This window comes from Paenibacillus sp. FSL L8-0638, assembly GCF_038593075.1.
Lineage (GTDB): Bacteria > Bacillota > Bacilli > Paenibacillales > Paenibacillaceae > Paenibacillus > Paenibacillus polymyxa_D.
In genome coordinates this window covers 3,395,332-3,420,593 of the sequence record NZ_CP151960.1, presented here as the reverse complement: position 1 = coordinate 3,420,593, position 25,262 = coordinate 3,395,332, and the positions used below count along the sequence as shown (strand labels likewise).

Below are 25,262 nucleotides of genomic sequence, written 5' to 3'. Positions count from 1 at the left end.
AATGAGTACGCTGACGGTACAGCTTGGCGAACGTTCTTATCCTATTCATATTGGACGAGGACTGTTATATCGAGCCGGAGAGTTGTTGAAGGAACGAGGAATTGCGCAAAAAAGCCCGTTGTTGATTGTTTCTGACGAAAATGTAGCGGGATTCTACTTGGCAACATTGGAGAGCAATCTTCAGGCATCTGGCTACAAGACAGTGTCCTTTGTCGTTAAGCCAGGTGAAACCTCCAAGTCGCTTGCTGTATTTGAGCAGGTCATAACAGCAGCCATTGAGGGCGGCTTGGATCGCAATTCAGCCGTTATTGCACTTGGGGGTGGTGTCGTGGGTGATTTGGCTGGATTTGTGGCAGCTTCTTATATGAGAGGTGTCAAGTTTGTACAGATCCCCACTACGATTCTGGCCCATGACAGTAGCGTGGGCGGTAAGGTCGGCATCAACCATCCTTTGGCGAAAAATATGATAGGAGCTTTCCATCAACCGGAACTTGTGTTGTATGACGTAGATACGTTGTCTACACTGCCTCCTCGTGAGGTATCTGCGGGGCTTGCTGAAATGATCAAGCACGGCTTGATCTGGGATGCTGATTTCGCCCAGTGGTGCCGTGACCATGCGACTGATTTGCTTGCACTGGATGCGACAGCTCTGGAGTACGGTCTGGAAAAGGGATGTTCCATTAAAGCCGAAGTGGTGTCACGCGATGAACGAGAAAATGATTTGCGCGCTATTTTAAACCTAGGTCATACGATTGGTCATGCGATTGAAGCTATTGCGGGATATGGTGAGTTTTTACACGGGGAAGCCATTTCGATTGGAATGGTCGGCTCCGCACTTTTGGGCGTGAAGCTGGGGGCAGATCCTTCTTTGGTAGATGCAACGAAGGATATGTTGTCTTCACTACGGCTACCGACCTCCCTTCCGTCACATCTCGATACAGATCGGCTACTGGACGCGATGATGCATGACAAAAAGTTCAAAGAAGGCAGCATTACTTTTGTCGTCCCACGTAGCATCGGGCACGTGGAGGTTGTGAAGGATATTTCCGTCTCTTACATCCGAAGAGTTATTGAACAGTTAAAAGAGGGGGTGTAACGATGTACAATCGTGGAATTCGTGGCGCGACGACCGTAGCGAATAATGAAGAAAATGAAATTTTGGAAGCAACAAGCCAACTACTGGAGGAAATTGTATCCTACAATGAAATTCAGCCAGAGGATATTAGTAACGTATGGATTACGGTGACTCATGATCTGGATACTGCCTTTCCAGCCAAGGCCATTCGTCAGCTTGATGGCTGGGATATGGTTCCGCTCATGTGTGCATTAGAAGTTCCTGTGGCAGGTAGTTTGCCCAAGTGCATCCGTCTGATGGTACAGGTGAACACTGATAAATCCCAGCGGGAAATTAAACATGTATATTTGAACGGAGCGCAGGCCTTAAGACCGGATCTAGCTTCCCAAGGGAAATAAGTGCCTGTTTTTTAAGTTGATGGTTGCCAAAGTAACATCCCATGAGATATAGTGTGTGTAGCAGAGTTAAGTAGAGTAGAGTTAGCCAGAGACAGAGTTGAGATGAGAAGAGTGCAGCCTTAGCCAATTCCATATGAGATTACAGAGATCGGCGGTAGCGGGTAAGCTTTTGTCTATGAAGAGATATTCTTCTACAGAGAAGCTTATTTGAGGCAACCTGCGCGGTTAAACCAAAGGGATGAGTGTATACTTATCAATTTGCTGTAGTCATTTTACATATGGAGCATTCTTATAATTTCAATAACTGACAGCCTCTACCTTACCGGTAGAGGCTTTTTTACGATTATAGAATTTATAAAATTTTCAGCGGAGCTGAACAATTCTATAATCGCAAGAAAAACTTCCGCTACACGCGGTCTGGCTTCCGTGAAGGTACGTCGATAGACGTTTTTCTTATATTCTCTCCTTTGGTTCTGCGCCAATTTGGAAAGGAAGTGATCTCATGTTAACGCCGCATGTGGAGCAAGTGATAACGATGGCGAGTGAATTTAACCTGATTCCTGTGTACAAAAAAGTGCTGGCTGATATGGAGACGCCGATTCGGATTTTCCGTCGGTATGCCGAGCGGGACCGTGCCTTTCTGCTAGAGAGTGTAGAGGGAGGCGAGCAGTGGGCGCGACATTCGTTCATCGGTACAGACCCGTTTCTAATGGTCTCGGGTAAAAAAGGACGTTTGATATTGGAACAACACGGTAAACGGCAAATATTAAACGACAAGCCGATTGAAGCGCTCAAAACATTGCTTCGTAAATACCGTAGTCCGAAACTGAAAGAAATGCCTCCATTTACAGGCGGGGCTATCGGATTTTTTGGATATGACCTACTTCAATACTATGAAAAGCTGCCAGAGCACTCGGTAGATGATTTGAATATGGATGATATTCGTTTTATGTTCTGCGATCAAGTCATTGTCTTTGATCATGTGAAACAGCAAATTTTGCTGGTCGGCAATGTCCATATAGGCGAAGGGTTCCGTGATGAGGACATTCGTGCTGCTTATGCTGATGTAGAACGCAAGTTGGAGGAAACGGCACAGTATCTGCGCAAGCAGCCTCAGCCTGAGCGATTAGGATCGGCTTCCATTCCTGATGATGTGGAACTAGGTGAGATCCAATCCAATATGACGAAGGAACAATTTATTACAAACGTAGAGCAGGCGAAGGAGTATATCCGCTCCGGTGATATTTTTCAGGTTGTACTATCCCAGCGTTTTCACATTGATACAGAGGCCTCTCCTTTACAGGTATACCGCGTGCTGCGCACGATGAACCCGTCGCCATATATGTATTATTTGAAAATGGATGACGAGATCATCGTAGGCACTTCGCCTGAGGCACTCGTCAAGGTGGAAAACGGCCGGGTAGAAACCCGTCCTATTGCAGGAACGAGACCGCGTGGGGTAACGGAGACAGAAGATGCGGCACTTGCTGAAGAACTGTTAAACGATGAAAAAGAGCGTGCAGAACATCTGATGCTGGTCGATTTGGGAAGAAATGATTTGGGCCGTGTATCACAGTTTGGGACAGTCAAATGTGATACGTTTATGGAAATTGAACGCTATTCTCATGTCATGCACATTGTATCCAATGTGTCAGGTGAGCTACGTGAGGACAAAGATTTCTTCGATGCTTTCCTGTCTTGTCTGCCAGCTGGCACCGTATCAGGGGCACCAAAGCTGCGGGCCATGGAGATTATTGCTGAGTTGGAGCGGGAAGCACGTGGACCCTATGCAGGGGCAATTGGATATTTGGGCTTCTCGGGCAATATGGACGCTTGCATTACGATTCGCACGATTGTGTTTAAAAAGAACCGGGCTTATGTCCAGGCAGGCGCTGGAATTGTGTGGGACTCAGTTCCGGAAAGCGAGTATCAGGAGACGGTGAACAAAGCAAAGGCATTGCTGAAGGCAATCCGCACGGCAGAAGTGATGTTCCCGGCAACGACACAGCCCTATAACAGCGTCATCAACCAGGATTATTTGTACACTCCGTAACACGCAAAAATCTGATTTTGAGGAGGAGACGACAATGGAACGACATGACATGATGCAAGTGGGGTTAAGCCGGATCATGGAGGGACAGCATCTTTCGCGTACGGAGGCCCGGAGCGTAATGGAACAGATTATGAGTGGAAGTGCTACACAGGCGCAAATTGGCGGGCTGCTGACGGCTCTTCGCCTCAAAGGGGAAACGGTAGATGAAATCACTGGTTTTGCCGAGGCTATGCGTAGCTACGCTAGTCCAGTGCAAGCTGAAGAAGGCAGCGGTCGTCTGCTGGACACATGTGGAACCGGAGGTTCGGGTATTCACAAGTTTAATATTTCCACGGTATCTGCGATCATCGCAGCTTCGATGTCTGTACGGGTAGCAAAGCATGGCAATCGTTCTGCAAGTGGCCGTGCCGGGAGCGCTGATGTCCTGGAGGCATTGGGAGTCAATATTCATTTGACGAGTGATCAGGCTAGGTCATGTCTGGACCGAATCGGCATCTGCTTTTTATTCGCACAGCTGTATCATCCGTCTATGAAGCATGCCGCCGCGCCGCGCCGCGAACTGGGTGTGCGGACGGTATTCAATATGCTGGGTCCATTGACGAATCCGGCTGGTGCGGATCGGCAGTTGTTGGGCATTTATGACGCCAGCAAAACGGAAGTCATTGCCGAGGTATTGAACCAGCTCGGCTCCAAACGGGCCATGGTTGTCAGTAGTCTGGATGGACTAGATGAAATTAGCATTTCAGCTGCGACACGAGTATCCGAGCTAAGGGACGGCAAGGTTCACACGTTCGAGCTTCATCCGTCGGATTTGGGCTTGCAGACGCATTCTCTTGATCAGGTACTGGGCGGTGACGCACAGGTTAACGCAGATATCATACGACGAATTTTAAACGGAGAGCATGGAGCTTATCGGGATGTTGTGTTAGCGAATGCAGGAGCGTGCATTTATGTATCAGGCACAGCAGCTACCTTGACGGACGGAGTAGCACGAGCGGCCGAAGCCATTGACTCTGGACGGGCACTTTCCAAGCTGGACCAATTAATACAGGCAACGGGGGAATATCAATATGTATCTTGATAAAATTGTGGTGACGAAGCGACAAGAAGTGGAGCAGCTTAAGGAGCATTTTCAAATAAGTAAAGCTGAACGATTAATTGCTGATTTACCTGCGACGAGAGGATTCGAAAATGCGATCGCGAGCGGACGCAACCGTCCGCTCGGACTGATTGCTGAGGTGAAGAAGGCTTCCCCATCCAAAGGACTGATTCGACCGGATTTCCATCCGGTGGACATTGCACGTGCATATGAGGGAGCAGGAGCGGATTGCATTTCTGTACTGACAGATGTGACGTATTTTCAGGGAAGTCCTGAATATTTACAGCAGATTCGCGATCAGGTGAAGATTCCGCTGTTGCGAAAGGATTTTATCATTGATGAACGGCAAATATATGAAGCTCGTTTGCTGGGAGCGGATGCGGTGCTGTTGATTGCCGCTATACTGGAACCGCGTGTATTAGGGTCCTTTTTACAAATCGCCAAGAACCTTGGGCTGGACGCATTGGTAGAGGTGCATGACAGTGAGGAGCTTAAAGCGGTACTGGAGCTGGGGACAGCAACCTTGATTGGCGTAAATAACCGAAATCTGCGAACATTCGAGACTTGTCTCCAGACGACGGAGGAGCTGATCTCACTAATTCCTAAAGGGATTACGTTCATCAGTGAGAGCGGAATTGCTGGACCGGAAGACGTAAAGTATCTGCATTCGGTGGGTGCACACGGCATCCTGGTAGGGGAGCATCTGATGCGCAAGGAAGATGTGGGACAGGCTGTAACCGAATTGATGGACGGGATTAAAGTATGAACAAAACGGGCGTAAAAATTTGTGGACTTCAAAGCGTTGAAGTGCTAAAATCTATGGTAAACTTACCGGTCGATTATATAGGTTTTGTGTTTGCCGACAGCAAGCGCCGGATTGACGGCGTACAGGCTGGAGAGCTGCTTCGCGTATTGGATGAATGGACCTCAGGCAGCAGACCGCGCAGCGTGGGCGTATTTGTGAACCCAGGTGATGCACTGTTAAATGATGTGATGGAGAAAGCACCCTTGGATGTCATACAGCTGCATGGACAGGAGAGTCCAGAGCGCTGTCGGGAAATCAGGGAGTATTTTGGTATACAGGTATTCAAGGCATGGTCTGTGGACAGTCAAGGACAGAGAGAACGCTCGGCGGACGAATTGGATGCCTATGTCGGAACAATTGATGCTTTACTGCTCGATACATACGATCCCCTGTATGGTGGCGGTTCTGGAAAAACGTTTGCGTGGGATCGAATTCCTGCCTATCAGGCTTGGACCCATCAACATGGAATTCCTTTGTTTGTAGCCGGCGGGCTGACTGCTGATAATGCGGAAAAGCTGGTTCATGAGTATCATCCCGAAGGGCTGGATGTATCCAGCGGTGTAGAGACGAACGGAGTCAAGGACATTGCAAAAATCACAGCATTCGTAGAAAGGGTGAAGCAGGCATGACACAATTACCTGATAACAACGGACGTTTTGGAACATTTGGAGGACGTTTTGTACCGGAAACGTTGATGAACGCACTGATTGAATTGGAGGAATCCTACCGTAAGTACGCGGATGATCCCGAGTTTAAAGCAGAGTTGAACGGGCTCCTAAAGGACTATTCTGGTCGGGAAACGCCGCTTTATCATGCGGAGCGTCTGAGCCAGCATTTGGGCGGGGCTAAAATTTACCTGAAGCGCGAAGATTTAAATCATACCGGTGCTCACAAAATCAATAATGCATTAGCTCAGGGATTGCTGGCGAAGCGTATGGGTAAACAGAAGGTTATTGCTGAAACAGGCGCAGGACAGCATGGTGTCGCGACAGCAACTGTGGCTGCGTTGCTCGGATTGGAATGCAAGGTGTTTATGGGCGAAGAGGATACTGTGCGCCAGCAGTTGAACGTCTTTCGGATGCAGCTTTTGGGTGCAGAGGTCATTCCGGTGACATCGGGTACACGTACACTTAAGGATGCTGGGAATGAAGCTTTGCGTTACTGGGTCAGCCATGTCCATGATACGTTTTATATTTTGGGTTCAGCTGTCGGCCCGCATCCGTATCCAATGATGGTGCGGGACTTCCAACGCGTGATTGGTGATGAAACACGTCGCCAGATCCTAGAGAAGGAAGGCAGACTTCCGGATGTCATCGTGGCAGCGATCGGTGGCGGAAGCAATGCTATCGGCATGTTTTATCCTTTTATTGAGGATCAGGGTGTCGCTTTGATTGGCGTGGAGGCCGCTGGAAAAGGTGTCGAAACAGAATTCCATGCAGCTACGATGACCAAGGGAACACAAGGGGTCTTCCAAGGCTCTATGAGTTATCTGCTTCAGGATGAGTATGGACAAGTGCAGCCTGCGCATTCCATCTCAGCTGGACTGGATTATCCAGGTGTTGGACCCGAGCATTCATACCTGAAAGATATTGAGCGGGCCAAATATGTTCCGATTACCGATCAGGAAGCGCTGGATGCGCTTCAGCTCCTCTGTCGTACCGAAGGAATACTTCCTGCATTAGAGTCGGCACATGCAGTTGCACAGGTCGTCAAGCTGGCACCTACGTTGACGGCCGATGATATTATCGTTATTTGTTTGTCTGGGCGCGGGGATAAAGATGTGGACTCCATTATCAAGTATTTGGGAGGAAATCCGTCATGAATTTAATTGATCAGGCGTTTGATCGCCTTAAAAATGAAGGCAAAACGGCATTAATTCCTTTTCTGACGGTAGGCGACCCGGATGTGGATACGACGATAGAGATCATTCGCCAGTTAGAGTCGGCCGGAGCTGACATATTGGAACTGGGTGTACCCTATTCCGATCCGCTGGCTGATGGACCTGTAATTCAGCGCGCATCTGAGCGAGCACTGAAACGGCAAATTTCTATCCGCACGTGCATGGAAACAGCTTCTCTGGCTAGAGCGGCAGGTTCAAACCTGCCTTTTATTCTGTTCACGTATTATAACCCTGTATTACAGATGGGGATGGATGCTTTTTTTGTAGGCTTGCAGGAGCACGGTATCAGCGGTCTGATTATTCCGGACCTTCCGCTTGAGGAAGCGGAGGAGCTGGGAGGACGGGCAGCAGAGGTGGGTGTGCATCTGATTCCTCTGGTGGCTCCAACTTCTGAACAGCGGATCGAACGAATTGTCCGTCAGGCCCGTGGATTTGTATACTGTGTATCTTCGCTGGGTGTAACTGGGGAAAGAGCTTCCTTTTTTGAAGGTATAGAGGGCTTTATCGCGCAGGTCAAACGGCATACGGATATTCCGGTAGCGGTGGGCTTCGGGATCTCTACTCAAGAACAGGTAGCCCGGTTTTCAAACATTTGTGATGGAGTTGTAGTCGGCAGTGCTATTGTACGGCAGGTGGAGGAGGCCATTCCATTGCTGGATGATTCTGCGCGTAGGCAAGAAGGTCTTTTGCAAATTCATAATTTTGTGGCACAATTAAAGCAGTAATGGGTGTCAAAATTGATAGTAACAAATATGTTCTGATTGGGTAGAGGAGGTAGGGGCATGCAACCTAAACCGCATATTGTACATTTGCCAGTATATCAGCCCGGTAAACCGATTGAAGACGTAAAACGTGAGCTGGGACTCGATGAAGTCATCAAGCTCGCCTCGAATGAGAATCCGTATGGTAGCTCTCCTAAAGTATTGCAGGCTATTCAGCAGGAGTTTGCTAACATTAGTGTGTATCCTGATGGAAGTGCGGTAGCTTTGACACAGGCACTAGCTAAACGGACGGGTTTAAAAGAGGAACAGTTTATCTATGGCTGTGGCTCTGACGAAATTATTGCGTTGATTACGCGTGCTTTCCTCCTTCCTGGAGAAGAAAGCATCATGGCCGATCAGACATTTTCCGTGTATAAAAGTAACGTGGAAATTGAGGGAGCGGTTGCAGTTGAGGTGCCTTTGCGTGATGGTGTACATGATTTGGATGCTATGCTGTCCCACATCAATGACCGTACAAAAATTATTTGGATATGTAATCCAAATAACCCGACGGGCACGATTGTACCCGAAGCGGAGCTGATTGCGTTTTTGAACCAAGTACCAAAGCATATCATGGTTGTGCTGGATGAAGCTTACGCCGAGTTTGTGACGGATCGTTCTTATCCCGACGGCATTCGTTTGTTGCCAGTGTATGAAAATCTGGTTGTACTTCGCACCTTCTCCAAAATCTATGGCCTTGCTTCGCTACGCATTGGTTATGGTATGGGAGCTGAGTCAATTATTCGCTTGATAAATCAGGTTCGTGAACCGTTTAATACTTCACGGGTAGCACAGGCTGCGGCTATTGCTGCTTTGGAAGATCAGGAATTTGTTCAAGAATGCCGGGATCGTAATGCAGAGGGCAGAGCTTATTTGCAAAATGAGCTGAAGCGTCTGGGATTGGAGTCTTTCCCAGCACATGGTAATTTTATTATGCTGGATGTACGTCGTCCATCCGGTGAGGTATTCCAGGAGTTGCTTCGTAAAGGTGTGATTATTCGCGCAGGTCATCACAAATATCCGACATATATTAGAGTGTCCGTTGGATCACAACCGCAAAATGAGTTGTTTATTCGTGCGCTGGAACAGGTCCTGGGGGCGGAAGCGGCGAAAGTACGCCTATAATTTCCGCAGATGGGATTTGATAATTGATGAAGATTGCCATTTTCGGCGTGGGACTGATAGGTGGGTCCCTCGCACTTTGTTTTAAAGGGAAGCCGGATATTTCGGTTGTCGGCCATGCCCATCTCCCTGAACTGATGGAACCGATGTTAAGCCGTGGTGTCGTGGACACCGCGACTCTTTCGGTTGAAGAAGCGGCAGAGGATGCCGATTTTATTTTTTTATGCGTACCTGTGGGCTTATTGGAGTATTATCTCGAACTGTTAAGCAGGCTACCGCTTAAAGCGGGTTGTATTATCACTGATGTAGGCAGCACGAAATCGGCAATTGCCAAAAAAGCATCAGAAATTTCTTTGCGCAATGCTTACTTTATCGGTGGTCATCCGATGGCCGGTTCGGAGCGTTCCGGTGTAAAGGCTGCTTCCGCGTTGCTGTTTGAAAATGCATATTATGTGCTTGCCCCGGCAGAGGGTGTGCCTGAGGAAGCATACTGCTCGCTGGAACGTTTATTAAAATATACTAATGCTCATGTTGTGCGTGTCGAACCAGCTATGCACGATGACATTGTCGGTGCGATTAGCCATCTTCCGCACATTATTGCAGCAGCGCTGGTGAATCAGGTGCGAAAGCACAATGATGAAAATCCGTTGTACCGTACATTGGCTGCCGGTGGGTTCCGTGATATTACACGGATAGCCTCTAGTGATCCGGTTGTGTGGCGGGACATCTTACTGAGCAATCGTGAAGTTTTACTAGGTCTGTTGGAAGAATGGAACGGACAGATTGAGCGTTTTACCCATTTACTGAGAATACAAGACGGTGAGGGAATCGCTGACGAGTTTTTAACAGCTGGGCACTTCCGCAGTGAACTGCCAGAGCGTCGTAAAGGAGTCATCGTCTCCACGTTTGATCTGTATATTGATGTACCGGATACCCCAGGGATTATCGGGCGAATTGCTATGGAACTGGGGAATCACAGCATTAATCTGAGCAATATGCAAATCATTGAAAGCCGGGAGGATGTCCCAGGCATCATGCGGCTTTCCTTCCGTCAAGAGCAGGATTGGGAGCGTGCCAAGACACTGCTGGATTCGATGGGCTATAAAGTGGTGGTATAAAGGGTGAAGAAAGTATGAGTGTTCGTTAAAGGAAGGACTACGCTCCGCTTCTCCAGATTCAAATGAACCTCTACGCTATGGACCGCCTTAAAAGCACCACACTTTCTGGGAGTGAAGTAGTAAGAAAAGATCTAAAGCGGGTGAAGGTTCTCTTCGCTCGCTTTTTTGTTACTTGAAGAGATAGTGGAGCTACGCGTTATTTTGTAATTACTATCTTTCTATACATACCGTTGAACATTATAGGTGCATCCTCTTTGATCCGCAGTTTTGTTTTTTGGGTTTCAAACAGTTCTTCAAAATTCAACCCTATATCGGTTCCTAACACCTTAATAACGGGCCTTATCGTTTTTTTGAATAATGAGGACTTTTTTCCTTTAGGAGAAAACTTATCGAAAATAATAATTTCCCCGTCTTTTTTCAAAACCCGCACCATCTCATCGAAGCATTTATTTGCGTTAGGTACTACTGAGAGAATTAAACTTCCTACTACTATATCAAATTGCTCATCCATAAAATTCATTTGTTGAGCATCCATTTCCAAGAATTTTATGGAGGTGTTGGCAAATTTACCTTTTGCTTTGTTAAGCATTTCAGGTGAATAATCTATGGCAGTAATATCCAGCCCGTAGTGATTTATTAATTCTAAATCTGCTCCAGTTCCTACACCTACAAAAAGTATTTTTTGCTCGCTATTAAATGACTTTTCTTGAAATATGATCTTTCTAGAATTGAGGAAGCTACCTGAATTGAAAAAGTTATCATAAATTGGAGACCAAATCTTATATACAGCCTTGTTCCACTTATTATTCATTTCCTGCCCCCTATCTATTAAAAAAATTAATTATATAATAATGTGTTTTAATAGGACAACCAAATAATTGGTAAAATATTGATGTATTTTATTAACCCACATATGGGGTAGGTGAGTAAGGTAAAGAGGAGTATTGGAAAATAAAAAAAGCCACCCGGGTAAAGCCCCGGGTGGTAGCTACTTTTAGTGAAGTAGCTGAGTAGGATAGGAGTGGAGAGAAACCATACTGTACTTTTATTATATGTATACGTTTTCATTTTGTCAATATTTTTTTAAAGCGTTTTCTTTTTTGTGTAATTATCCTTATTGGTGTATTGAAATGGAACGCTTTCAATGGGTATCAATTAATCTTGAAAAAATTTAAAATCCATTGAAAAGCTGTATAAATGAATTAGTTGCCAGCGTTAGGGAGGCATTGATGGAAATCGTGGGGATTTTGGACTTTTTTACTGGCGGTCATTTTGTGGTACAATGGGTAAGTCCATTTTGGACGTTGAATATTGTTGGGGATAGCACCGTTAATGTTGGCACTACATAGGGTAAGAAAATAACAAATGTTCCATGATGCTGTTTCATCCATTTGCGCAGAGGGCGCAACTTTTTTTGACCTGTTCGGTATATATAGACAGAATCGAACGGGAAAACAGCACATGTATGGGCGAGGAGGGTCTCACTCGGATGATGACAGATTCCCAGATGATTCAGGAAATCAAACAAGGTAATGTTGAGGTTTATTCAGAATTAATGAGGCGTCACCAACGTAAAATTTTAGCTTTTGTTTATCATATGCTGAAAAGTTCGAACCTGGAAATGATTGCTGAGGACTTATGCTCGGAGACGTTTTATAAAGCGTATCGGAGCCTGCACTCTTTTCGCGAGGTAGACGCATCGTTCTCCACTTGGTTATATACAATTGCACGCAATACGGTGCTAAGTGAGCTTCGCAAGCACCGTAGCGGTCAGGTTCCATTGGAGGAGAGCGGTTATGTACCGGTAGCTCCATCGGATGTAATTCCGGAGCAGGCTGTCCTTCGCGGTGAGAAGGTAGAGATGGTTCGTGAAGCGATCAATAGATTGCCTGAGAAGCAGCGATCTGCGCTGATTTTGCGTGAATATGAGCAATTAGATTATCAGGAGATTGCGACTATTTTAGGACAGACCGTCAGTGCGGTGAAGTCGTTGCTTTTCCGGGCAAGAACCAGTGTGAAGACGCAGTTGGAGCCTTATTTTTTTGAGCCTCTCTATGAGGAAAACGAAGGGATGAGCAGCCAATGAAATCCAGGGACACTGAGGATTTGTTCGCTACAGGCAAAAATGTATCGAAACAAGACTCGGAGCGCAGACGGGCCAAAAGCTCGTCTGCTGGGTGGGAACATGGTTCGGAAGAAAAAGAGTGGGATTTGTCAAAAGAAAATCGATCCGCTATTCGTGATATTTCCTTTGAAATAACAGATGATAAGCTAGAGGCCATGAATCGCAGAGTCATGGATCGAATTTATGAAGAATCACCGTGGCTTGTTCCGGGTGAGCATCGACGTGCGCGTGTGAACCCAGCAGCCCGTAAGTATATGTCTGTATGGATCGCTGGCTTCTTGGCCGTATTTTTATGCAGCTTTTTGTTTTTGAACTGGAATGGAAGCTCCTCTAAGGAAAATCCCCCTCAAGCAGCTCCTGTCATGGATACGGGTATTTTACCGACAGGCCTGTTGGAAACTACAAGTACATCTCCACAATATCAATACCACATTAAAGATGTGAATAGTGGCATTATGGACCCGCTGGTTGCTAGCATTGTTCCTACTTATCCGCAATACTGGATGCTGTTGTCTGTATTGGCACTTGCGCTTGCTTTATTTTCTCTGGGCTGGATCCATCGGACGAGAAGGGTCAGAAGTTAGCAGGACAGCTGGACTCCAATATGAATTCATAACAATGCCTGAATAACAAAACAGCGGAGGAAAAGACACGATGCTTATTGGCTTGATCAGACATGGATTGACGGATTGGAATGCGGTAGGGAAAATCCAGGGCCACAGTGATATTCCGTTAAATGAGGAAGGACGCCAGCAGGCACGCTTGCTTGCAGAACGATTAAAGAAAGAGTCTTATCATTGGGACGGGCTTATTACAAGTAGTCTCTCCAGAGCGAAAGAGACCGGGGAGATTATTGCTTCTGCTCTGCATCTTCCGTTGCTAGAATCTGATGATCGACTAAGAGAACGTGCTTATGGTCAGGTCGAGGGCATGACACAGGCCGAGCGTGAAGAGAAGTGGGGAGTCGACTGGCATCTGCTGGATCTAGGGCAGGAAAGCGATGCGGATCTTCAGCTTCGCGGGCTAGCTTTTATGGAGGCTATTTGGACGGAAAATCGGGACAAGAATCTGCTGGTCGTTTCCCACGGCGGTTTTTTGGCTAATTTGTATAAGGCTCTGTATCAGGAAAAATTCACGGAACGAATCGGCAATTTGTCACTTAGTATACTTCAGCGTGAGGATATGGATTGGACACCACTTTTATATAATTGCACGAAGCATTTGCAAGAGAAAAGTGACTGTAACTCAAAAAGTTAGTAAAAGACCACGGCTTCTACTCATCGTAGAAGTCGTGGTCTTTTTTGTTTTTTAATTATACCTTTGCAAAAAAAGAGGTTTAGAGTTTGAACAATCCGTCAAAGCTGTGGGTACAACAGGTAAGAATCAATTCCGGATGACAGTCCAGTGACGAGGCGATGGAACAATGAATCTGGCGGATATGCTGACATTTGCGGATATTGTGCATTTGAACAGAATCGCGGTGTATTACGATTGTGACTGTAAACCTAATTCCAAGCATGAGTTGATCCAGGGGATTTTGACGAAGCTCGGCAGCAGTAGTTTTTTTGAGGCGCAGGTCAAGGAGCTGAGGTTGTCAGAGGTAAGGTTTTTGAACGCACTGCTGTTCGATGACCGACCGTATTTCAGCATGGAGGAATTGATTGCAATAGCCAAACAGTCTGTTGAGGAGGACGAAAATCCTGGTGAGCGGCCAAGAGATATTGTGACCCGTCTGCGTTCTAGTGGCTGGTTGTTCAACGGTTCGACGCACAACACGAGGTATTTGTTCCAAATTCCGTTGGATATGAAGGAGCGCTTTCGACGTGTTATGGTACATGACTTCCAAAGCGGAATGACACGGGTAAGCGAACCGTCATCGTACCGGGATGAAGGGCATCTACTGGCAGAGGATTTACGGCTTTTCCTTCAATACATGGGGCAGCATGAGGTTCCGCTAAATCCCGAGGGGGCTTGGTACCGTCGCAATCAGCAGCAGCTGATGGAGCATTTGCACATTGCGGAGCCGCTTTTGGGTAAGGGAGGATGGCGTTTCGGGTATGGTTCCTCTTTTAAGTTTTATCCAGACCGAATGGCCCTACTGTATGATTATGCCCGACACTCCAAGTACATCGAGGAGAAAGGGGACCAGGTTGTGCTGACGGCAAAGGGGGAAGCGCATCAGGAGCATACAATTGAGGAAGAAATGATACAGCTATTCAGGTTTTGGTTAAGACTGTATAAAGGAGCCGTTCCTAATTTGCTTTCTCTAGTCTACTGGATTGGAGAATGTGCCAGACCGTGGACGTCCTCAGAGTCGCTTTTTGTACATATCGGCCCACTGATTCGACCGTTTTACTATGATACGCCCCGTTCGGTCTTTGATCAGAGAATTATACGAATGATGCTTCACTTGGGTATGCTTCGTCAGGGTGAACATCCGACGGGACCCTCTGTACAGATGACGGCCTGGGGGCTGAAGTTGGCGGGAGAGTGCCGCATTGGGCGGAACGACTCGGGTATACGGCTCCATTGACAAGCAACACACATGTTGCTAGAATTTCACCCAAAAAGAGAGGGTGAAGTTGATGCTGATTCACTATACCGGAAACATGCCACAGCTCCATTCATCTGTCTATGTGGCAGAAGGAGCAAAAATTGTCGGAAAAGTAACGATCGGCCAAGATTCCTCTGTATGGTTTAATGCCGTACTGCGCGGAGATATGGCGCCTATTATCATCGGTGAACGCTGCAATATTCAGGACGGTGTCGTGGGACATGTGAACACGGATCAGCCCCTGTTGCTGGCGGATGACATTTCGATAGGTCATGCTGCAATAATCCACGGTTGTACGGTAGGCAAAGGCACTTTAATCGGTATGGGGGCCATTGTACTCAACGGAGCGGAGCTTGGTGAATATGCTTTAATAGGAGCAGGGTCGGTCGTTACGGAAAATACCAAAATACCACCCTATACTCTTTCTCTCGGTACACCTGCCAAAGTGGTGCGCGAATTGACAGATGCAGATTTGCAGCGGATGTCACGAACGGCACTCAGCTATGTGGCGAAAGGAAAAGAATATAGGATCTCTTAAACTCATGTTGGAGGTGCATCCTATGGATAAAATGAAGGTTACTTATGAAGTAATGTTGGGCCTGTCTGCTGAAATGGTTTTGGACGAGGCATTACGTAAACACCGGAGTGAAAAACTCTACAAGGATATTGATGAGGCGCTAGCCTCCGGAGATGAAGTAGCTTTTCGTCATCTTACGGATGAGCTGAAAGCAATGAGTTAGAATAATCTTAGGAACCCTAAGTTGGATTTCAGACCAATTTTTAGTTCGAGATTATAATCATCAAACCTGACTGTAGCGGAGGTCAGGTTTTTTTGGTACGCTTGGATATGATATAGTTTTTGTAGGATGGGCCTGTACAAGGCAACCGTCGTATGAACGGAGGATGAAGGGCGTGTCGTTATCTTATTTGTGGAGCCGGTCGTTCTTGACGAGCCGGCCTTTTTTATGGCTGCTGTTCTGGTGTAATCTGGTAGGAACAGTGTATGGGTACATATGGTATGGGGGGCAGTTGGAATATACTCTAAATTATCATCCGATGTGGCAGATTGTATTTGTGCCTGATAGTCCGACGGCGAGTCTGTTTTTTACGATCTCTATAGCATTTTTGCTCTATTCTCCGCGTCTCAAGAGCTTGAAGGTCATTCGACAGATCATGGAGGCGTTGGCTGTTGTCACGAGTGTAAAATATGGCATATGGGCTTCAGCTATTATTTTTTGGGGAGTTGCGCAGGGGGGGCATATGATATGGCAGGATTGGATGCTGGTGGCATCTCACACGGCAATGGCGGTCGAAGCGTTACTGTTCGTGCGTTTTTTCACCTGCAAATGGACTGCTTTATGCCTAGCCGCACTCTGGACATTGTTAAATGATACGATGGATTATACATTTGGTATATATCCGTATCTTCCAAAGACGCTAACGGATAATGTACCGCAAGTGCGTGCGTTTACCTATATGCTAACCCTTGTCAGTATCGTAGCGGCATGGCTTGCCATGTTTGCGCGCAATCGAATGGGAGTAGAAGTGAAGAAATAGAGATGAACATTGTTAAAAATCAAAAAATATAAATTTAAAAAAGGAATCCATGATGATCATAAAATAAGAAAGAGCTTTAATCACTTAGCTACACAAAGTTTTGGTTTTGATTTTGAAGAAAGTTCTAGTCCCGGTAACCTTGCCATACAGTAAGGTGAGGAGGGATGTCCCATGATTAGGGGTCAGACGTTTCAAATTACGATACGTATTGTTTCGAGTGTTGTATTATCTATGGTCCTGCTGCTGTCCGTCTGCGTCCCTCCAAGTGTGGCAGAAGCGCGTGATCAATCAAAACCCATAGGAAATACAAAAGAAATTGAGGAACTGGATCATGCAGCTGCGATACTGTACCGGGATGTGATGGACGGGAACATTGAAAAAGCGCGCGCGGATGTAGCCGAGGTGAGTCGATGGTTTGGTACTGGACAGGTGCAGGCAGCGTTATCTGTAGAGGCCATTCATGCTTTGTCCGGCAGTATCCTTGAGGTGCAGCAAGCTACACAGTCCGTCCAAGCATCACCGGATGAATGGGTGAAGGCTGCGGCCAATTTACGACTTGCGACAGATGCGCTTGCACATCCGCGCCAGCCCTTATGGCAGCAGTATTATAAGATTTTAAAAGAAGATGTTAGTGGCTTGAACAGCCAGTTTGCTAAAGGCAACATGAAGGGTTTCAAAGCTGGAGCCGCAGTGCTGGAGGACCACTATGAGACGATCCGTACAGCAGCATTGATTCATGGCAGAACAAGTGAAGTTGTCCGAGCTGATTCATGGATTTCCTATGTCATAGGATTGGGGGATCAGCAAAATGCAGATGCCTCAGCGATTAGAGGGGCGTTGGATCAGGGAAATCCGACGTTTAATGCCTTGTTTGGACGTGAAAAAGACGCCACAGCCCTGGCGCCATTTATCCCGCGTGAAAGTGAGCGCCGGGCAGAATTGGCAATCGGCATGATTGTTCTGCTGGCGCTGGTCTATGCAGGTTATCGTAAATATCGAGCTGGTTTCTCTGGATAACGATGCAAATTCGAACATTCGCGTCGTTGGCTGCTGAGCCATCCATATATGTTAGCCCATCGCCCGGATTTCCGGGCTATTCCTCTTTGAACCCCTCTCCATGTACATCATGCACATCCTGTATGATAATAAACGCCCGTGGATCAACCGATTTAACAATTTGGTGCAAACGTCGTATTTCCTGACGAGGCACGACACAATAGGCAACATGCTTGGCCTGCTTGGAAAATGCACCTACAGCCGGAATAATAGTAACTCCGCGATCCATGTCTCTAATAATAATATCTGCAATGTCCATCGTGTGGTCGCTGATAATCATAAAGGCTCTGGCGGAATAGGCGCCTTCTTGTATAAAATCAATAATCTTGGACGCGATGAACACGGCTACTAATGTATATAGAATTTTTCCTTTTGGTATGTAAAGTAGTGAAGCACCGATAATGACGATATCAATTACCAGCATAATCCTTCCCATACTCCAGCCAAACTTCCGGTTTAGAATACGAGCGATTATATCCGAGCCGCCCGTGGTGCCGCCAAAGCGGAACACAATACCTAATCCGGCCCCAAGCGTAACCCCCGCATATAATGAAGAAAGTATAAAATCGTGTTCAGTTTGAAATGTTCCCATCCATCCGAGATGAATCATTTTTTCATACAACCACAGAAAAAAAGTGAGCGACCCAATACCTACCCCTGTATATAGAATTTGCTTGCCCCCAAGCATTTTCCATCCAATTAAAAATAAAGGAATGTTCAGAAGCAATGTGGAGAGAGAGGGTGAAATCGAAAAAGCATAATTGAGCAGCAGGGTGATCCCAGTAATACCACCTTCCATCAGTTTACTGGGTATAATAAAATAAAGCAGACCGAATGCATAGATGGCGGTCCCGAGCACAATGGGTAAAATCATTTTAAGCTGTTCCATGGACTTGGATATCTTCATATAATCCCTCGCAGTAGCAGTTTAAGGAAGAACGACTTCATGCTGATTTTGCTAATCGCAGCTCCTTATATGTAGTATACCTTTTTACGGTAGCTTTAAAAGACTGATGACAGTAAGTTGGGGTCATAAGTTCACAATTAAAAAAAATTTGTTTTAAAATGTGCTTTACGATAACATATGAATAAACCTGCACATGGGGGGATTGCGTGTTTCATGGAAAAATCATTAGATGAAATTCAACGTGAGGTAGACCAGTATATATCTCAATTTAAGGAAGGGTATTTTAGCCCTTTAGCGATGTTGGCCCGGATGTCTGAGGAAGTCGGGGAACTGGCGAGGGAAGTCAATCACTCCTTTGGCGAGAAACCGAAAAAAACGGATGAGGCGGACAATTCCATTGAGCTGGAGCTGGGGGACATTTTGTTCATCACCATCTGCTTTGCGAACTCGCTAGGTATAAATTTGACCGAGGCACATGATAAGGTTATGCATAAATTTAACACGCGTGATGCGAATCGCTGGACTAAAAAGGACACCGATTAGGCGCTTTGTACATATGCTGTACCAAACCGGTTACCCGGAGGTGCAGTGTCATGAAGGCGGAGGAATACGTTCAGAAAGCTTATCAGTGCATTTTGCAGAACGATTTTGAGCAGGCCGTGGAATGGTTTGAAAAAGCAATTTCAGCTCAGCCTGATCATGCGGAGCATTATTTCCGGTGCTCGGTTACCTATGCTCGTAGTGGTCGTTTGGAGCAGGCTCTCGCATACGCAGAGCATGCGGTTCGTCTCGCTCCACAGCAGGATGAATATGTTCTCCATCTGCATGCGCAGGAAGCCAGGCAGCATACGGAGAAGGCCAGAAAAATGCTGGATGTCGACAGAGCTACGCCGCAGGTGCGTCAGGATGCGATTTTGCTACTGGAACGAGCAATAGCCCTCGATCCGTTATGTGGGGATGCTTTTTTGCTGCTCGCATTGATTTATGACGAAATGAATGAGTATAAGCTGGCTGTGCAGGCTGCTCGTGAGGCGGCTGCGCTGTTTCCTCACAATGTGCAGCTTGCCAACCTCATGAAGAAGTTATGCCAGCAGATGAATGAACAGATCTAGCACAAATGGATGCATAAGGAGTTGTAGGGATATGTCAGAACCAATAAAAGTGGCTGTTGTAGGAGCAGCAGGGCGTATGGGCCGTGAAGTTGTCAAATTGGTTCTTCAAGATGAGGAACTACAGCTTGTGGCCGCAGTGAACAGAACACATGCCGGCAGTGATGCCGGCCTTCTCGTCGGACTACCGGAATCGGGTATCGCTATTGTGGAGGATGTGGAGCAGGCATTACTGAATAGCCGAGCGGATGTCATGGTCGATTTTACGGGGCCGCGTTTTGCATATGCACATACAGCGCTTGCTATCAAGCATGGAGTTCGTCCGGTTATCGGAACAACAGGGTTTACTCCCGAACAGATTGATGAACTGGACAAGCAGTGTCGTGAGCAGCAAATTGGTGGTCTGATCGCGCCAAACTTTTCAATTGGCGTCATTTTGATGATGCGGTTTGCGGCTCAGGCAGCGAAATACTTCCCACATCTGGAAATTATCGAATATCATGGTGACCAAAAATTGGACGCGCCATCGGGCACAGCCATTAAGACCGCAGAGCTGATCGCCGAACAGCGTGAAGAGCTGCGACAGGGTAACCCGGAAGAGGAAGAAACGTTAGAAGGATCACGGGGAGGTTACTATCAAGGGTTTCGTGTCCACAGTGTCCGTCTTCCCGGTGTGTTCGCACAGCAAGAAGTGATATTCGGAGGGTTTGGACAATCTCTGAAGATTCGTCAGGATTCTTATGAACGGGCGGGCTATATGCCGGGTGTTAAAATCGGTATTCAGAAGGTCATGGAGCAGCCAGGGCTTGTATATGGATTTGAGCATTACATCGATTAAGAATACGCGAATGATTGGACGAATGAAATTATAGAATGAGGCAGGAGGAACTTCGAATGTTAAAGATTGCATTTATAGCGCATGACCGAAAAAAGGATGAAATGGTAAATTTCATAACGGCCTATGAGCATGTTTTTACAGATCACAAGTTATTTTCAACAGGTACAACAGGTCTGCGCATTATGGAGCAAACCAAGCTTGAAATTCACCGTTTCATGTCCGGGCCGCTTGGAGGAGATCAGCAAATCGGGGCTATGGTTGCGCAAAATGACATGGACTTGATTATATTCTTGCGTGATCCGCTCATGGCACAACCGCATGAGCCGGACATTAGTGCCTTGTTACGTTTGTGTGACGTGCAGGGGATTCCTTTGGCAACAAACGTTGCAACTGCTGAAATACTGGTGAAAGCGCTAGACCGAGGCGATTTTGCTTGGCGTGAGCTGGTACATAAATATAAACCGGGCATTGACCAGCAGGGTGATATATAATGACGCTGGATATTCTGATTTTCGGAGCTCATGCCGACGATGCAGAAATAGGAATGGGAGGCACGATTGCCAAGCATACAGCCGTTGGTTTAAAGGTGGGCGTGTGCGATTTGACGCGGGCTGAAATGTCATCCAATGGTGATGTGGATACTCGTATGTCAGAAGCTGAACATGCTTCGAAAGTGCTCGGGCTTGCTGTGCGGACGAATTTGGGTCTGCCTGATCGTGGATTATATGTAACTCCTGAACATGTAGCTGCAGTTACAGCAGAAATCAGGCGCCATGCACCGAAAGTCGTATTCGCTCCTTATTGGGAGGATCGGCATCCAGACCATGTCATGTGTAGCAAGTTGGTGGAGGAAGCGGTATTTAACGCGAAGTTGCGACGTTTTATGCCAGAAAATCCTGCGGTACAGGTAGAGCAATTATATTTTTATTTTATCAATGATATTGGCAGAACGGATTTGATTGTGGATATCACCGAGCATTATGAAGTCAAGGAACAGTCATTATTGAGTTATGCTTCGCAATTTCAGGCAGCGCCTGGAAAGGATACAGTATCCACTCCATTAAATCAGGGATATGTGGAACGCGTAAAAGCTCGCGACTCGTTGTTGGGTCAGCGCAAACTGATTACGTATGCAGAAGGGTTTGCGTCCAAAACGCCATATCTGGTTAAGCTATTCACATAAGAATTCTATACTTGAGCATTTTGCAGAGTGTTAAAATAAATCGGCAGAAAAGTTATCACTGGTGAGCGGAAGGAGGCAGCTAGCTTGAATGACAAACTGAAAATTGGAATTACCTGTTATCCGTCGCTGGGTGGTTCCGGCGTAGTGGCTACTGAGCTGGGCAAGTTGCTGGCAGAAAAAGGGCACGAGGTTCATTTTATTGCCAATAGCATTCCGTTCAGATTAGGCGGGACGTTTCAGAAAAATATTTTTTATCATGAGGTTGAAATTAACGATTATTACGTGTTTAGATATCCGCCCTATGATTTGTCACTGGCGACCAAAATGGCCCAAGTCGCACAAATGAAGAATTTGGATGTACTCCATGTTCATTATGCGGTACCACATGCAGTGTGCGCTTACTTGGCGAAGGAAATGGTGGGTGATCATCTGAAGGTGGTAACCACCCTGCACGGTACGGACATTACAGTGTTGGCACAGGATGAGTCGTTGAAGGACCTGATTCGGCTGGCTATTAACAAAAGTGACGCTGTGACGGCGGTTTCCAAAGATTTGATTCGGGAGACGATAGATGCGCTGGAAATTACACGGCCTATTGATTTAACCTATAATTTTGTAGATAAACGGGTGTATTATCCACGAGATGCCGCTGCGCTTAGAAGAGATTTTGCCCAACCGCATGAAAAAATAATGATGCATATTTCCAATTTCCGTCCTGTCAAAAGGGTGGGCGATGTGTTGGATATATTTGAAAGAGTGCAACGAAAAGTTCCTGCGAAGCTGCTGCTGGTGGGGGAAGGACCGGATCTACCAAAAATCCGTTGCAAAATTGAGGATTTAGGTCTTCAAGACAAGGTCTTCTTTTTAGGTAAGCAGGATCAGATCGCAGAAGTGATTTCTATGGCGGATGTGCTGCTGCTTCCCTCGGAAAAAGAAAGTTTTGGTTTGGTTGCGCTGGAAGCAATGGCCTGTGGAGTGCCGACAATCGGTTCTCAGGCCGGAGGAGTTCCTGAACTCGTTGTGCATGGAAGTACGGGGTATCTTGCTGAAATTGGTAATACTGAGGCGATGGCTGATTATGCAGTTGAGCTGTTGTCCGATGAAGCGATGGCGGAACGTTTCCGTGAAGCGTGTCTGACCCGCGCCCGTACCGTTTTTTGTGATGAGCTGATTACCCGTCAATATGAAGAAATCTATTACCGTGTGTTGGGACGCGAGGTGCCGGATCTTAAACCGATCAGCGTTTAAGGGGGCGGACTCGCGTCCGTTTTTTATATTGAATACTTGCAAAGGGGGAAACCCTATGAATACAAATACTTGGCAATGTGCTGACCAAGAGATGGCACTTCATGGCAGAGAAGTCATACATACACTAACAGCAGCAGGCCACGAAGCTTACTGGGTTGGCGGCTGTGTGCGGGATGAGCTATTAGGACGAGCTATTCATGATATGGATCTGACCACTTCGGCTGAGCCTGAACAGGTCTTAGCGCTATTCCCTCATGTTATTCCGACAGGAATCCAGCATGGGACGGTAACGGTTATGCAGGGTGGCCATGCGTTCGAGGTGACCACTTTTCGTACAGAAAGCGGTTATGCCGATCACCGCCGTCCAACGGAAGTTGCCTTCGTGAAGGATATCCGTGAGGATCTGATGCGACGGGATTTTACTATGAATGCGATTGCGATGGCAGAACACGGAGAGCGGGTGGACCCGTTTGGGGGAGAAGCCGATTTGCGAGCTGCTCTCGTTCGTTGTGTTGGACGAGCTGAGGAACGTTTTGAGGAGGACGGGCTGCGAATGCTGCGTTGCATCCGTTTTGCCTCTGTATTTCGGTTCCGAGTGGCCTACAATACCTGGAAAGGTATGATCCGTCGCAGAGAGGGACTTCGATATATAGCCATGGAACGGGTACGAGTCGAGTTAGAAAAGATGCTAGCGGGGCCTGACCCATTACGTGGATTGGAGATGCTGGTACGTAGCGGATTGCTTGGCTGTACGAAGGTTCCGGTTCCCTGGGAACAATGTGACGCACAGGCGCTCAAGGAGATCGTGCAGCTGCCAGCAGAGCTACGGTGGGGTTTGCTCCTTATGTCTTGTAGACTTAGCTCCGAGGCAGCGGACGAGCTATTAAGAGCTTGGACCTTCTCCAACGCCGTACGTTTGCGTTTGGTTCATTTATTGGAATGGGAGACCGAGCTCATCAGCCATGCTGTTGCCATAGCTGACAACTCTGTTTCGAGAGATTCTGACCCTATCAACGACGAGGTACTGCGTCGTAACTGGATTCGATTGTTAATTAAGCTGGGAAAGGATACAGCTTCAGACTGGCTGGAGCTTCACAAGACACTGCCTTCTTCGTTCCGTGGATTACCGCCGTGGGTAGAAAAGCATGTGAAGAAGATTGCCGAACTGGCAAACTCGTGGACACAGCAGGCTGCCGTCGTTCGTATCAAAGATTTAAATATTACTGGAAATGAACTGGTTCAGGCAATGAATCGACCAGGTGGACCTTGGCTGGGGCAGATGATGGAACGGCTTTTACAAGCGGTCGCTTGCGGAGATATCCCGAATGAAACAGAAACATTGCTTCAGGAAGTGAAACGGGTGATGAGTAGTGAATAATCATGATAGACTGTTAGGCATACTGGAGGAAGGTTCATCCGATTACGTATCTGGTGAGGAGATTAGCCGACGCCTCTCCGTTAGTCGCACAGCAATATGGAAGCAAATCAACAAACTGCGTGAGCTGGGTTATAATATCGATGCCTCTTCGCGCCGGGGCTATCGGTTGATATCTCGGCCTGACCGATTGGAAGTATCCAAATTGGCAGATCTATTAACTACACAATCGTTTGGCCAGCGTATCATAGTGCTGGATTCGACGGTATCCACTCAGCAGGATGCTATGCGTTTAGCAGAAGAGGGTGCGCCGGAGGGAACGGTAGTGCTGGCAGAAGAACAGACGGCGGGTCGGGGACGTCAGGGACGGAAATGGTATTCCCCTCGCGGCAAAGGGATATGGATGAGCATTGTATTGCGCCCCACCCAGCCCTTAGCTTTTACCCCCCAGCTAACGCTACTTACAGGTGTAGCAGTGTGTAGAGCCATTCGTCGGCTGACGGGTGTGGAGGCGGGAATCAAATGGCCAAACGATCTGTTGATTCATGGTCGCAAAGTATCCGGTATTCTGTTGGAATCTGCAACAGAGGATCAACGGGTCCGCTACTGTATTGCAGGGGTCGGCATTGACGTAAATTTAAATAAAGAAGATTACCCGGAAGAGCTATCCCATGTAGGGACATCCTTGAAAATAGAAGCAGGGCTTGAAATTGACCGTACTGCACTGATTGCTGCAGTTCTGGAAGAAATGGAGCTGCTAAGTAAGTTGTATGCCGAGCAGGGGTTCCAGCCCATAGCCATGCTGTGGGAGGCGTTATCCGTGACGATGAACCGCAGCGTTCGGGCACATACGGGACAAGGGATAGCGGTAGAAGGTACAGCGGTGGGCTTGGACCCTTCAGGGGCACTAGTGATAGAAACGAACCAGGGTGAGCGGATTCAGGTTATTTCAGGGGATATACAATTGTAGAAGCGACCC

29 protein-coding genes are annotated in these 25,262 nt (G+C 47.0%); 27 read left to right on the top strand and 2 right to left on the bottom strand.

Annotated elements, in window-relative coordinates:
- Position 1: 1 nt before the first annotated feature.
- The 10 genes from aroB to MKY35_RS15005 all read left to right on the top strand — a co-directional run bounded on the left by aroB (position 2) and on the right by MKY35_RS15005 (position 10,331).
- Complete coding sequence (gene aroB / locus MKY35_RS15050; RefSeq protein ID WP_039271072.1) at positions 2-1,096, top strand: 3-dehydroquinate synthase; 1,095 nt, start codon at positions 2-4, stop codon at positions 1,094-1,096.
- A gap of 2 nt (positions 1,097-1,098) precedes the next feature.
- Positions 1,099-1,473 carry a chorismate mutase gene (gene aroH / locus MKY35_RS15045; protein WP_029517339.1) on the top strand — a complete coding sequence of 125 codons (375 nt, stop codon included), beginning with the start codon at positions 1,099-1,101 and terminating at the stop codon, positions 1,471-1,473.
- Between the two features lie 502 nt (positions 1,474-1,975).
- Entirely contained in the window at positions 1,976-3,526 is a 1,551-nt protein-coding gene (gene trpE / locus MKY35_RS15040) for an anthranilate synthase component I (protein ID WP_342444141.1), read from the top strand.
- Positions 3,527-3,560: 34 nt separating this feature from the next.
- On the top strand, positions 3,561-4,607 hold the full coding sequence (trpD, locus tag MKY35_RS15035) for an anthranilate phosphoribosyltransferase (RefSeq protein ID WP_069012428.1): 1,047 nt from the start codon (positions 3,561-3,563) through the stop codon (positions 4,605-4,607).
- On the top strand, positions 4,597-5,391 hold the full coding sequence (gene trpC / locus MKY35_RS15030; RefSeq protein ID WP_342444140.1) for an indole-3-glycerol phosphate synthase TrpC: 795 nt from the start codon (positions 4,597-4,599) through the stop codon (positions 5,389-5,391). Before trpD ends, trpC begins: the two co-directional genes overlap by 11 nt.
- Positions 5,388-6,059 (top strand): phosphoribosylanthranilate isomerase, encoded by a 672-nt coding sequence (locus MKY35_RS15025; protein ID WP_165146976.1) that lies wholly within the window; start codon positions 5,388-5,390, stop codon positions 6,057-6,059. Before trpC ends, MKY35_RS15025 begins: the two co-directional genes overlap by 4 nt.
- Complete coding sequence (trpB, locus tag MKY35_RS15020) at positions 6,056-7,252, top strand: tryptophan synthase subunit beta (RefSeq protein ID WP_013310713.1); 1,197 nt, start codon at positions 6,056-6,058, stop codon at positions 7,250-7,252. The genes MKY35_RS15025 and trpB overlap by 4 nt, the downstream gene beginning before the upstream one ends.
- Positions 7,249-8,055: a tryptophan synthase subunit alpha gene (gene trpA, locus MKY35_RS15015; RefSeq protein ID WP_342444139.1), complete on the top strand. Its 807-nt coding sequence runs from the start codon at positions 7,249-7,251 to the stop codon at positions 8,053-8,055. The genes trpB and trpA overlap by 4 nt, the downstream gene beginning before the upstream one ends.
- A 57-nt stretch (positions 8,056-8,112) precedes the next feature.
- Positions 8,113-9,216 carry a histidinol-phosphate transaminase gene (hisC, locus tag MKY35_RS15010; RefSeq protein ID WP_069012432.1) on the top strand — a complete coding sequence of 368 codons (1,104 nt, stop codon included), beginning with the start codon at positions 8,113-8,115 and terminating at the stop codon, positions 9,214-9,216.
- Between the two features lie 26 nt (positions 9,217-9,242).
- The gene (locus MKY35_RS15005) at positions 9,243-10,331 is read left to right on the top strand and encodes a prephenate dehydrogenase (RefSeq protein WP_039271091.1); all 1,089 of its coding nucleotides are present in this window, start codon (positions 9,243-9,245) and stop codon (positions 10,329-10,331) included.
- A 196-nt stretch (positions 10,332-10,527) separates the two neighbouring features.
- Here the strand turns inward: MKY35_RS15005 and MKY35_RS15000 are convergent, their stop codons facing one another.
- Positions 10,528-11,142, bottom strand: a complete 615-nt coding sequence (locus MKY35_RS15000) for a class I SAM-dependent methyltransferase (RefSeq protein ID WP_342444138.1) — start codon at positions 11,140-11,142, stop codon at positions 10,528-10,530.
- Positions 11,143-11,820: 678 nt separating this feature from the next.
- Between MKY35_RS15000 and MKY35_RS14995 the strand changes: the two genes are divergently transcribed.
- The 9 genes from MKY35_RS14995 (at position 11,821) to MKY35_RS14955 (ending at position 17,584) form a co-directional block, all read left to right on the top strand.
- Positions 11,821-12,417: an RNA polymerase sigma factor gene (locus MKY35_RS14995; RefSeq protein WP_013310707.1), complete on the top strand. Its 597-nt coding sequence runs from the start codon at positions 11,821-11,823 to the stop codon at positions 12,415-12,417.
- A complete protein-coding gene (locus tag MKY35_RS14990) occupies positions 12,414-13,040 on the top strand; it encodes a hypothetical protein (RefSeq protein WP_029517350.1) in 627 nt (208 codons plus the stop codon). Before MKY35_RS14995 ends, MKY35_RS14990 begins: the two co-directional genes overlap by 4 nt.
- Positions 13,041-13,110: 70 nt before the next feature.
- Positions 13,111-13,713, top strand: a complete 603-nt coding sequence (locus MKY35_RS14985; RefSeq protein ID WP_342444137.1) for a histidine phosphatase family protein — start codon at positions 13,111-13,113, stop codon at positions 13,711-13,713.
- 166 nt (positions 13,714-13,879) lie between these two features.
- A complete protein-coding gene (locus MKY35_RS14980) occupies positions 13,880-14,989 on the top strand; it encodes a hypothetical protein (RefSeq protein ID WP_069012435.1) in 1,110 nt (369 codons plus the stop codon).
- Between the two features lie 52 nt (positions 14,990-15,041).
- Positions 15,042-15,548: a gamma carbonic anhydrase family protein gene (locus MKY35_RS14975; protein ID WP_039271101.1), complete on the top strand. Its 507-nt coding sequence runs from the start codon at positions 15,042-15,044 to the stop codon at positions 15,546-15,548.
- A gap of 22 nt (positions 15,549-15,570) precedes the next feature.
- Positions 15,571-15,750, top strand: a complete 180-nt coding sequence (locus MKY35_RS14970) for an IDEAL domain-containing protein (RefSeq protein ID WP_013371655.1) — start codon at positions 15,571-15,573, stop codon at positions 15,748-15,750.
- A gap of 172 nt (positions 15,751-15,922) precedes the next feature.
- On the top strand, positions 15,923-16,567 hold the full coding sequence (locus MKY35_RS14965) for a DUF1405 domain-containing protein (protein ID WP_342444136.1): 645 nt from the start codon (positions 15,923-15,925) through the stop codon (positions 16,565-16,567).
- A 9-nt stretch (positions 16,568-16,576) separates the two neighbouring features.
- Complete coding sequence (locus MKY35_RS14960; protein ID WP_342444135.1) at positions 16,577-16,720, top strand: hypothetical protein; 144 nt, start codon at positions 16,577-16,579, stop codon at positions 16,718-16,720.
- Positions 16,721-16,738: 18 nt separating this feature from the next.
- On the top strand, positions 16,739-17,584 hold the full coding sequence (locus MKY35_RS14955; protein ID WP_342444134.1) for a sporulation protein YpjB: 846 nt from the start codon (positions 16,739-16,741) through the stop codon (positions 17,582-17,584).
- Positions 17,585-17,660: 76 nt separating this feature from the next.
- On the opposite strand, the gene MKY35_RS14950 is transcribed toward MKY35_RS14955, so the two are convergent.
- Positions 17,661-18,530: a YitT family protein gene (locus MKY35_RS14950; RefSeq protein WP_342444133.1), complete on the bottom strand. Its 870-nt coding sequence runs from the start codon at positions 18,528-18,530 to the stop codon at positions 17,661-17,663.
- Between the two features lie 213 nt (positions 18,531-18,743).
- Between MKY35_RS14950 and MKY35_RS14945 the strand changes: the two genes are divergently transcribed.
- The 8 genes from MKY35_RS14945 to MKY35_RS14910 all read left to right on the top strand — a co-directional run bounded on the left by MKY35_RS14945 (position 18,744) and on the right by MKY35_RS14910 (position 25,253).
- Positions 18,744-19,073 (top strand): nucleotide pyrophosphohydrolase, encoded by a 330-nt coding sequence (locus MKY35_RS14945; protein ID WP_029517357.1) that lies wholly within the window; start codon positions 18,744-18,746, stop codon positions 19,071-19,073.
- Positions 19,074-19,123: 50 nt separating this feature from the next.
- Positions 19,124-19,642: a tetratricopeptide repeat protein gene (locus MKY35_RS14940; RefSeq protein WP_029517358.1), complete on the top strand. Its 519-nt coding sequence runs from the start codon at positions 19,124-19,126 to the stop codon at positions 19,640-19,642.
- 31 nt (positions 19,643-19,673) lie between these two features.
- Positions 19,674-20,477: a 4-hydroxy-tetrahydrodipicolinate reductase gene (gene dapB / locus MKY35_RS14935; RefSeq protein WP_342444132.1), complete on the top strand. Its 804-nt coding sequence runs from the start codon at positions 19,674-19,676 to the stop codon at positions 20,475-20,477.
- Positions 20,478-20,533: 56 nt separating this feature from the next.
- The gene (gene mgsA / locus MKY35_RS14930) at positions 20,534-20,968 is read left to right on the top strand and encodes a methylglyoxal synthase (RefSeq protein ID WP_029517360.1); all 435 of its coding nucleotides are present in this window, start codon (positions 20,534-20,536) and stop codon (positions 20,966-20,968) included.
- Positions 20,968-21,660 (top strand): bacillithiol biosynthesis deacetylase BshB1, encoded by a 693-nt coding sequence (bshB1, locus tag MKY35_RS14925; protein ID WP_341039512.1) that lies wholly within the window; start codon positions 20,968-20,970, stop codon positions 21,658-21,660. The genes mgsA and bshB1 overlap by 1 nt, the downstream gene beginning before the upstream one ends.
- A gap of 84 nt (positions 21,661-21,744) precedes the next feature.
- Complete coding sequence (bshA, locus tag MKY35_RS14920; RefSeq protein ID WP_029517362.1) at positions 21,745-22,908, top strand: N-acetyl-alpha-D-glucosaminyl L-malate synthase BshA; 1,164 nt, start codon at positions 21,745-21,747, stop codon at positions 22,906-22,908.
- Between the two features lie 55 nt (positions 22,909-22,963).
- Entirely contained in the window at positions 22,964-24,286 is a 1,323-nt protein-coding gene (locus MKY35_RS14915; RefSeq protein ID WP_342444131.1) for a CCA tRNA nucleotidyltransferase, read from the top strand.
- Complete coding sequence (locus MKY35_RS14910; RefSeq protein ID WP_342444130.1) at positions 24,279-25,253, top strand: biotin--[acetyl-CoA-carboxylase] ligase; 975 nt, start codon at positions 24,279-24,281, stop codon at positions 25,251-25,253. Before MKY35_RS14915 ends, MKY35_RS14910 begins: the two co-directional genes overlap by 8 nt.
- Positions 25,254-25,262: the final 9 nt, after the last annotated feature.